The organism is Micromonospora sp. NPDC047620 (assembly GCF_043205005.1).
Classification (GTDB): Bacteria; Actinomycetota; Actinomycetes; order Mycobacteriales; family Micromonosporaceae; genus Micromonospora.
On the sequence record NZ_JBIDDG010000031.1, the window covers coordinates 62,428 to 71,389 of the forward strand.

Here is an 8,962-nt window from a genome sequence, read left to right on the forward strand (position 1 = left end):
CTTTAGGGCCGAAGGTCCCGGGTCGGGGGTCGGGTGGATCACAGATCGCGTCCGTCGGCCCGTGGTGGGGCGCGTCGGCGCTGGCTAGGGTCGGGACGTGAAGCTCAACCGGTCCACCGACATGGCGCTGCGGATCGCGATGCTCACCGCCGCGAACCCACGGCGGATGACCGTGGACGAGCTGGCCGACCAGCTGGCGCTGCCCCGCAACCACGTGGCGAAGGTGGTGCAGCGGTTGCAGCGGCTCGGCGTGCTGGTCACGATCCGGGGCCGCTCCGGCGGGGTCGCCTTCGCCGAGGGCGGCCACGAAACCACGGTCGGGCGGGTGGTCCGGGCGTTCGAGGGCGACGACGAGGTGGTGTCCTGCGACGAGCCGGCCTGCTCGCTGCGCGCGGCCTGCCGGCTCCGGGACGAGCTGCGTCGGGCCCGTGACGCCTTCCTTGCCGTGCTGGACGGGGTGACCCTCGGCGGCCTCGTCGACGGCCCGACAGGTCCGGTGCTGCTCGCCCTCGGCATGCCCCGCCCCGCCCCGGGACGTGACTGATCCGGGCGCGGACGCGGCGGAACCCCGCGCCGGGCGGCACGGGGTTCCGGGACGCGGTCGGGGTCAGGACACGGTGACGGAGCCGTCGGCGGCACGGACGCAGGCCACGGAGCGGGCGCCGGTGGCGGCCGCGCCGGTCAGGCACTGCCCGAGCACGTGGTGGCCGGCGGCGTTGGGGTGCCAGGACTCCTGGCAGGTCTGGAAGTAGCTCACGCAGGTGTTCGCGATCCGCTGGATGGCGATCTTGTCCTTGCCGGCGAGGCTGGTGACGAAGACGCCGTTCGGTGGGCTGTCCTGGAGCCGGATCGGGGTGGCCAGCGCCCCGGTCGGGCTGGCCCCGGACTCGCAGAGCCGGGCGCCGTCGAAGGCCCGCTGCACGTTGAGGTGGACCAGGTCCGCGCCGGGGAACTCGGCGGCCAGGGCGTCGCGGGTGGACCGCACCAGGGTGCCCAGGCCCTGCGAGAAGCGGTGCCCCGGCAGCAGGCTGGCCCGGTGGATCGGGCAGCCGGCCGCGTACCGCTCGGCGCCCAGCGCGCGGAACTTGTCCCGGGTGTCGTCCCGGCTGTCCTCGCTGTGGAAGCTCGGCTCCAGGTCGAACGGCAGTGGGTTGGTGTAGTCCTGGAAGACGATCCGGTGCTGGCCGTCGGCGTCGATCTCGCGCAGCGTGGTGAGCAGTTGGCGGACGGCCGAGGTGGTCTCCGCGGTTGCGGCGCTCCACTGGGCGGCGGTGGCCAGGTCGGCGTCCGTGCAGGGCTCCTGCTCGACCGGCCCGCCCAGGTAGGCCCAGAACTCCCACCAGCCGGTCCAGGCGTCGGCGATGAACCGGTTGGCGCACTTCTCGGCGACATCGCCGAAGGTGAACGAGCTGTTGTTCGAGCCGAGGCCGAGCAGCACCAGGTCGATGTCGTGGGTTCGGCCGACCGCGCGGAGCTGGTCGAGCTGGGCGGCCACCTGCCGGCCGCCGGCCCGGGCCGACGAGGCGGTGGCGATGTCGTGCGGCTGGCCGCCGGAGCACGCGAGGTTGAACCGGTCCTGGATGCCCGGCAGGCTCGCCCGGTGCAGCGAGGCGTTCGCCGAGCGGTGACAGAAGAACGCGTTGCTGTTGGGCGCGGTCCAACCCGGGAAGCCCTGGGCGACCCCGGTGACGTCGACCACCGGGGTGTACGCCCCGGCGCCCTCGCCGCTGATGAAGCTGTCGCCGAGGGCGACCGCGGCGGTGGGTGGCGCCGCCGCGGCCGGGGCGGGCAGCCCGACGGCGGTCGACAGTGCGGCGGCGGCGACGGCGAGCGCCGCCGCGAGAGTCGTACGACGGAACCTGGACATGACGTCCTCCATCTGTCCATCGAAATGTGAAAGATCCTCTCGGCCGCGATCCCATCATCTCGATACGACGGACGTCAATGGCTTGGCGCAGAATGATCCGACGCGGGAGCGCCGGCCCGGTACCCGGGTCCGCCTCCACCTGGCAGCAGCCCCTCCCGGCGTCGACGCTCCCGAGCGGGCCGCCCTGCTCGACCGGATCGCCGGCCGGATCCTCGCCCTCGCACGCGGGCGGCTGCGGGTCGGCGTGGATGGGCCACCGCCGCCGGCAGGACGAGCTTCGGTCACGAGCTGGCCGAACGGATCAGCGCCGCCGGCCGGCCCGTGCGTCGCGCCGGCCTGGACGACGTCGAGCGCCCCTGGGCGGGTCGCGGCCGGGGCGCCCGGGTGTTCAGGCGGGTCGGTGGAACTCGGCGCGCCAGCGGCGGACGCCCGCGGCGTCGTCGTGGGCCTCGACCCGGACGGGTGTCAGCCCACCAACGGCGAAACCGTCGACCTCGGCGCGGGTCAGCGGCCACGGTGGACCTGCCGGCGGGGCCTCGTCGTCGTCGCGCCCGGCGGCGATCACCAGCAGCGTGCCGCCCGGCGCGACCAGCGCCGCCACCCCGGCGGTCGCGGCGGCGCGGAGCCGCGTCGGCAGCGCCTGGACCGTCATGCTCTCCACCACCAGGTCGAAGCGGTGCCGCCACCCGGACGGCGGGTCGAACAGGTCGGCGACCCGGTAGTCGACCGGTGAGCCCGGGTGCCGCTCCCGCGCCGCACCGACGGCGGTGGGGGAGATGTCGAAGGCCACCGTGGCGAAGCCGAGCCCGGCGACGTGCTCGGCGTCCCGGCCGTAACCGCAGCCCACCACGACCGCCCGTCGACCCGCTCCGGTGAGGCCGCGCTCCGCGGTCCACCCGACGAGCATCCCGTGCGGTGCGTCCCGGTCCCACGGCACGACCGCGTCGCCCGCGTCGCCTCGACGTAGAGCCGATCGAACCAGCCGGTCGGGTCGCCCGCCGCGAGCGACTCCGCCGACAGCCGGTCCGCCCGCTCCGCTCTGCTCATCCCGGTCTCCCCGCGCGCCCGGTGCCCCTGTCGGGCACGACCGCCGGTGAGCCTACGGGCCGGCACCGTCACCCAGGTCTTCGCCAAGCCCTCCGGCGGCTTCGTCGCGGAGTCCGCCGCCGTCCCGCAGCGGGTCCGCCAGGGCGACGGGTCCTGGGCCGACGTCGACCTCACCCTGCGCCGCGACGGCGCGGGCGGCTTCCGCCCGGCGGTCTCCCCGGCCGACGTGCGGTTCTCCGCCGGCGGTCACGGCCCGGCCACCACGCTGACCAGCGGTGGGAAGTCCCTGACCCTCGCCTGGCCGGGGGAGTTGCCCGCGCCGGTGGTCAGCGGGGACGCCGCGACCTACCCCGAGGTGCTGCCCGGGTGGACCTGGTGCTCCGGGCCACCCACACCGGCTTCACCCATGTGCTCACGGTGAAGACCCCGCAGGCGGCCGCGAACCCGGCCCTGCGGGAGATCCGCTTCGACCTCGGCGGCGACGTGCGGGTCCGGCGTGACGCCGACGGCTCGCTGCGGGCGCTGGCCGGGGCGGCCGAGGTGGCACGCAGCGCGCCGGCCGAGATGTGGGACTCGACCACGGCCTCCGCCACCGGCCGGTCGGCCGCGGGGAAGTCCTCCGGCTCGGCGGTGACCGCCGGCGCCCGCTCCACCAAGGCGCCCGTGACGGGCGTCAGCGGCGGCAAGTCGTACGCGTGGCGCGCCCGCAGCACCGACCCCGCGCCGTACGGCCTGCTCAGCCCCTGGTCGGCGTGGTGCGAGTTCACCGTCGACGACAACGCCCCGACGGTGACCGTCGACCCGGTCACCAACCCCGCCCCGCCCGGCCAGTTCTACACCTACAAGCTCCGCTCGCCCGACTCCGACGTGGTGACCTTCCGCTACGGCTGGACCAGCCCGCCCACGGAGGAGGCGGAGGCCGGCACCACGCTCGGCTACCCCGGGAAGACCGTCTCCGTGACGCTGACCACCCCGGCGTACGGCACGAACACCCTGTACGTGGCGGCCGTGGACAGTGCCGGGAACGTCGGGTACGGCTCCCTTGTTATCCAGGTGGACCCGCCCGCGGCCGGCTGACCCGCGAACCGGTCACGGCGCCGCCGGGCGCCGGATCCGGACAGAGCACGCGACGACGCCGCCGAGGCCCGCACCACACGACGTGGTGCGGGCCTTGCTGCGGGGCGCCGTCGTCCTGTCGCATCTCCCGGTTAGGCTCGCTGCGGCGCGCCGGCCGACCGCCGATGTCGGACGCGGCACCACACCGCCGAGACCTGGGAGTACGACCAGTTGACCGCAGAGCCTGAGACCCTGTACGGGGCCGACGACCTCACGCACCTCGAGGGGCTGGACGCCGTCCGCAAGCGGCCCGGCATGTACATCGGCTCCACCGACAGCCGTGGCGTGGGTCACCTCGTCAACGAGATCCTCGACAACTCCACCGACGAGGGCGTCGCCGGCCACGCCTCGAAGGTCGAGGTGACGCTGCACGCCGACGGCTCTGTCCAGGTCGACGACGACGGGCGGGGCATCCCCACCGACGTGCACGCCAAGTCCGGCATCTCCGGCGTCGAGCTGGTGCTGACCCGGCTGCACGCCGGCGGCAAGTTCGGCGGCTCCGGCTACAAGACCTCCGGCGGCCTGCACGGCGTGGGCGCCTCGGCGGTCAACGCCCTGTCCCGCCGGTTCGACGTCACGGTCCGCCGGGGCGGCAAGATCCACGCGATGTCGTTCCGGCACGGCGTGCCGGGAATCTTCGACGGCGACGGCCCCGAGGCGGCCTTCACCCCGGGCCCCGGGCTCCAGATCGTCGGCGCGATGAAGCGCGGCCAGCGCACCGGCACCTCGATCCGCTGGTGGCACGACGCGCGCTACTTCGAGACCGGCGCCGCGCTGGACGCGGACGCCGTCCGGATGAAGCTGCGCAACACGGCCTTCCTGGTCCCCGGCGTGAGCTACACGCTGCGCGACCACACCGGCGAGGAGCCGACCGAGGAGCGCTTCCACTACCCCAACGGCCTGACGGACATGGTGGAGTTCCTCGCCCCGGCCGGCGACCGGCCGGTCTCCGGCACGCTGCTGGTCACCGGCGAGGGCACCTACCGGGAGAACGCCGCCGACGCCAACGGGGTCATGCAGTCCAACGTGCAGCGGCGGGCCGAGGTCGAGGTGGCCTTCCGCTGGGGCACCGGCTACGAGCGCACCGTCGAGTGCTTCACCAACACCATCCGCAACGCCCACGGCGGCACCCACCGCAAGGGCTTCGAGCGGGCCCTGGCGCGTACCCTCGCCGACGCGGTCCGCAACACGCGTGGCCTGCTGAAGGCCAAGGAGGACCCGCCCACCCTGGACGATGTCCTGGAGGGCATGACGGCGGTCGTCCACGTCCGGATCCCGGAGCCGCAGTTCACCTCGCAGACCAAGGACGAGCTCTCCACGGCCGGCATCACCAAGGTGATGCAGTCGCTGGTCGAGCAGCACCTGAAGTCCTGGCTGGAGGACCGGCGGACCAAGGCCGAGGCGCGCACGGTCCTGCAGAAGATCGTCGACGCGGCCCGGGTGCGGCTGACCCAGAAGCAGCAGAAGGACGCCGCCCGGCGCAAGACCGCCCTGGAGGGCGCGTCGATGCCGGCCAAGCTGGTCGACTGCCGCGCGGCGGGCATCGAGCGCAGCGAGCTGTTCATCGTCGAGGGCGACAGCGCCCTCGGGACAGGTCGACTTGCCCGGTCTGCCGAATACCAGGCGCTTCTTCCTATCCGGGGCAAGATCCTCAACGTGCAGAAGGCCAACCTCCAGCAGGTGCTCGACAACGCCGAGTGCGCCGCCATCGTGCAGGTGCTCGGCGCCGGCTCCGGCCGCACCTTCGACCTCTCGGCCATGCGGTACGGCCGGGTGCTGATCATGGCGGACGCCGACGTGGACGGCGCTCACATCCGCACCCTGCTGATCACGCTCTTCGCCCGCTACATGCGGCCGCTGATCGAGGCCGGCCGGCTCTACGCGGCCATGCCGCCCCTGCACAAGATCACCACGAAGGGGCGCAACCCGCAGACGATCTACACCTACACCCAGGCGGAGATGGAGGCGACCGTCCGCAAGCTGGAAAAGGCCGGCAAGCAGATCGTCACCCCGATCCCGCGCTTCAAGGGTCTCGGCGAGATGGACGCCGACGAGCTGTGGGAGACCACGATGAACCCGGCCACCCGGGCGGTCCGCCGGATCACCCTCGACGACGTCGACGCCGCCGAGCGGATCCTCGAGCTGCTGATGGGAGAGAAGGTCGAGCCGCGCCGCAACTGGCTGATCGACTCCGCCGACCGGGTCGACCGCGAGGCGATCGACGCATGACCAGGCCCGCCACCACCCGTCCGGAAGAGAGCTGACCGATGGCACGCCGCAAGGACGACCGCGCCAAGGTGGACCTGTCCGCCTTCGACCAGGCCGGCGCGCGGGTCTTCGACAACCCGCTGGTCACCGAGGTCTCCGACTCCTACCTGGAGTACGCCTTCTCGGTGATCCACTCGCGGGCGCTGCCCGACGCCCGCGACGGCCTCAAGCCGGTGCACCGGCGCATCCTCTGGTCGATGTACGAGCAGGGGCACCGCCCCGACCGGGGGCACGTGAAGTCCGCCCGCATCGTCGGCGACGTCATGGGTAAGTACCATCCGCACGGCGACACCGCGATCTACGACGCGATGGTCCGGCTCGCCCAGGACTTCTCGCTCAACGCTCCGCTCATCGACGGGCACGGCAACTTCGGCAGCCCGGACGACGGGCCGGCGGCGGCGCGCTACACCGAGGCCCGGATGTCGCGGGAGGCCATGCTGCTCGTCGGCGAGTTGGGCGAGGACACGGTCGACGTGGAGCCCAACTACGACGGCTCGCTGACCCAGCCCACCGTGCTGCCCGCCGCCTTCCCCAATCTGCTGGTCAACGGCGCGTCGGGGATCGCGGTCGGCATGGCGACGAACATGATCCCGCACAACCTCGGCGAGGTGGTCTCCGCCGCCCGCTGGCTGATCAACCACCCGGACGCCACGCTGGACAAGCTCATGGAGTTCGTCCCCGGGCCCGATCTGCCCACCGGTGGCCTGCTGCTCGGGCTCGACGAGGTGCGCCGTGCGTACGAGACCGGGCGCGGCGTGGTCCGCATGCGGGGCCGGGTGGAGATCGGCCCGCTGGAGGGCAGCCGGGGCCGGCAGGCGATCACGGTCGTCGAGCTGCCGTACGGCGTCGGCGCGGAGAAGGTCATCGCCGCGATCACCAACGAGGTCAACAAGACCAAGCGGCTCACCGGCATCGCCGACGTCAAGGACCTCACCGACCGGGAGAGCGGCACCCGCCTGGTCATCGAGTGCAAGGTCGGGGTCAACCCGCAGGCCCTGCTCGCCGACCTCTACCGGCTCACCCCGCTGGAGCAGTCGTTCGGCGTCAACAACCTGGTGCTGGTCGACGGGCAGCCGCAGACCCTCGGGCTGAAGGCGCTGCTGGAGGTCTTCCTGGCCCACCGCTACGAGGTGGTGACCCGGCGCAGCTCCTACCGCCGCCGCAAGCGCGAGGAGCGGCTGCACCTGGTCGACGGTCTGCTGATCGCCCTGCTCGACATCGACAAGGTGGTCAAGCTGATCCGGGCCAGCGAGGACGCCCAGGCCGCCAAGGACGGCCTGATGCAGAAGTTCAAGCTCTCCGAGATCCAGGCCACCTACATCCTGGACACTCCGCTGCGCCGGCTGACCAAGTACGACCGGATCGAGCTGGAGGCCGAGCAGGAGAAGCTCCGCACGGAGATCGCCCAGCTCTCCACGATCCTCGACGACCCGAAGGTGCTGAAGAAGGTCGTCTCCGACGAGCTGGCGGCGGTGGTGAAACAGTTCGGTGCCCCGCGCCGCACCACGCTGGTCGACGGCGACCTCAAGGAGGTGCTGGCGGCCTCCGCGCCGGCCGGCCCGCTGGAGGTCGCCGACGACCCGTGCCAGGTGATCCTGTCCGCGACCGGGCTGGTCGCCCGGACTGCGGCGGAGTCGGAGGAGGCGTCCGAGGGGCGCCGGCGGCACGGCCGCGTCAAGCACGACGCCGTACGCGCCGTCGTCCACTCCACCGCCCGGGGCCGGGTGCTGCTGGTGACCAGCGCCGGCCGCGCGTTCAAGGTCGACGTGCTGCCGCTGCCGGTGCTGCCCGAGCAGGCCGGGACGGTGTCGCTGCGCGGCGGGATGGCGGCCGCCGAGCTGGTGCCGCTGGAGCCGGGGGAGACGGTGGTCGGGCTGGCGCCGCTGGGGGCGACGGCCGAGGGCTCCCCGGGGCTGGCGCTGGGCACCCGGCAGGGCGTGGTCAAGGTCTGCGCGCCGGAGTGGCCCGTCCGCTCCGACGAGTTCGAGGTGATCGGCCTGCGCGAGGGCGACGAGGTGGTCGGGGCGACCTGGCTCACCGACGGCGCGGAGACGCTCACCTTCGTCACCTCGGAGGCGTCGCTGCTGCGCTTCTCCGCCGGGCTGGTCCGTCCGCAGGGCCTCAAGGGCGGCGGCATGGCGGGCATCAACCTGCCGGCCGGCGCGCGGGTGGTCTTCTTCGGCGCGGTCCGCACCGACGACCCGGGTCACGGCGAGCCGATGGTGGTCACCTCCACGGGAGCCACGGTGAAGGTGACGCCGTTCCAGGCGTACCCGGCGAAGGGGCGGGCGACCGGCGGGGTGCGCGCCCACCGCTTCCTCAAGGGTGAGACCGACGTGGTGGTCGCCTGGGTCGGGTCGCGTCCGGTGGGCGCGACCGCCACCGGCGAGCCGGTGGAGCTGCCGGCGGCGGACCCGCGCCGCGACGGCTCCGGCTTCGCCGTCATGCTCGGCCCGACCGTCGTCGGCCACCAGGTCGAACGCGACTGACCCCCCCCGGACGTGGGGGGGGGGCGGGGGGGCGGGGGGCCCCCCCGCCCCCGCCCCCGCCACCACCCCCCACCCCCCGGCCCCGGCCCCGGCGGGCCACACCCCCACCACCACGCACCGCAACCCACCCCCCCACCACGACCCAACACCTCACCGAGTACTACACCTACCACCG

At 73.6% G+C, this 8,962-nt stretch carries 7 protein-coding genes and 1 pseudogene; 6 read left to right on the forward strand and 2 right to left on the reverse strand.

Going from position 1 to position 8,962, the window contains the following annotated elements; all coding sequences use genetic code 11:
- Positions 1 to 97: 97 nt before the first annotated feature.
- Entirely contained in the window at positions 98 to 544 is a 447-nt protein-coding gene (locus ACGF5C_RS28585; RefSeq protein ID WP_393306541.1) for an RrF2 family transcriptional regulator, read from the forward strand.
- Positions 545 to 607: 63 nt separating this feature from the next.
- On the opposite strand, the gene ACGF5C_RS28590 is transcribed toward ACGF5C_RS28585, so the two are convergent.
- Complete coding sequence (locus ACGF5C_RS28590) at positions 608 to 1,867, reverse strand: hypothetical protein (protein WP_393306543.1); 1,260 nt, start codon at positions 1,865 to 1,867, stop codon at positions 608 to 610.
- A gap of 92 nt (positions 1,868 to 1,959) precedes the next feature.
- On the opposite strand from ACGF5C_RS28590, the pseudogene ACGF5C_RS28595 reads away from it, so the two are divergent.
- Positions 1,960 to 2,242, forward strand: a pseudogene (locus tag ACGF5C_RS28595) (uridine kinase); the annotation flags it as partial.
- A gap of 13 nt (positions 2,243 to 2,255) precedes the next feature.
- Here ACGF5C_RS28595 and ACGF5C_RS28600 read toward each other — a convergent pair.
- Complete coding sequence (locus tag ACGF5C_RS28600) at positions 2,256 to 2,804, reverse strand: class I SAM-dependent methyltransferase (protein WP_393306545.1); 549 nt, start codon at positions 2,802 to 2,804, stop codon at positions 2,256 to 2,258.
- A 156-nt stretch (positions 2,805 to 2,960) separates the two neighbouring features.
- Here ACGF5C_RS28600 and ACGF5C_RS28605 point away from each other — a divergent pair, with 156 nt between their 5' ends.
- The 4 genes from ACGF5C_RS28605 to ACGF5C_RS28620 all read left to right on the forward strand — a co-directional run bounded on the left by ACGF5C_RS28605 (position 2,961) and on the right by ACGF5C_RS28620 (position 8,787).
- Positions 2,961 to 3,335, forward strand: coding sequence for a hypothetical protein (locus tag ACGF5C_RS28605; RefSeq protein WP_393306547.1), 375 nt, complete (start codon positions 2,961 to 2,963; stop codon positions 3,333 to 3,335).
- Complete coding sequence (locus tag ACGF5C_RS28610) at positions 3,281 to 3,991, forward strand: hypothetical protein (RefSeq protein WP_393306549.1); 711 nt, start codon at positions 3,281 to 3,283, stop codon at positions 3,989 to 3,991. Before ACGF5C_RS28605 ends, ACGF5C_RS28610 begins: the two co-directional genes overlap by 55 nt.
- A gap of 210 nt (positions 3,992 to 4,201) precedes the next feature.
- Entirely contained in the window at positions 4,202 to 6,259 is a 2,058-nt protein-coding gene (locus tag ACGF5C_RS28615) for a DNA topoisomerase IV subunit B (RefSeq protein WP_350706572.1), read from the forward strand.
- Between the two features lie 38 nt (positions 6,260 to 6,297).
- Positions 6,298 to 8,787: a DNA topoisomerase (ATP-hydrolyzing) subunit A gene (locus ACGF5C_RS28620; protein ID WP_393306551.1), complete on the forward strand. Its 2,490-nt coding sequence runs from the start codon at positions 6,298 to 6,300 to the stop codon at positions 8,785 to 8,787.
- The last annotated feature ends 175 nt before the right edge of the window (positions 8,788 to 8,962 follow it).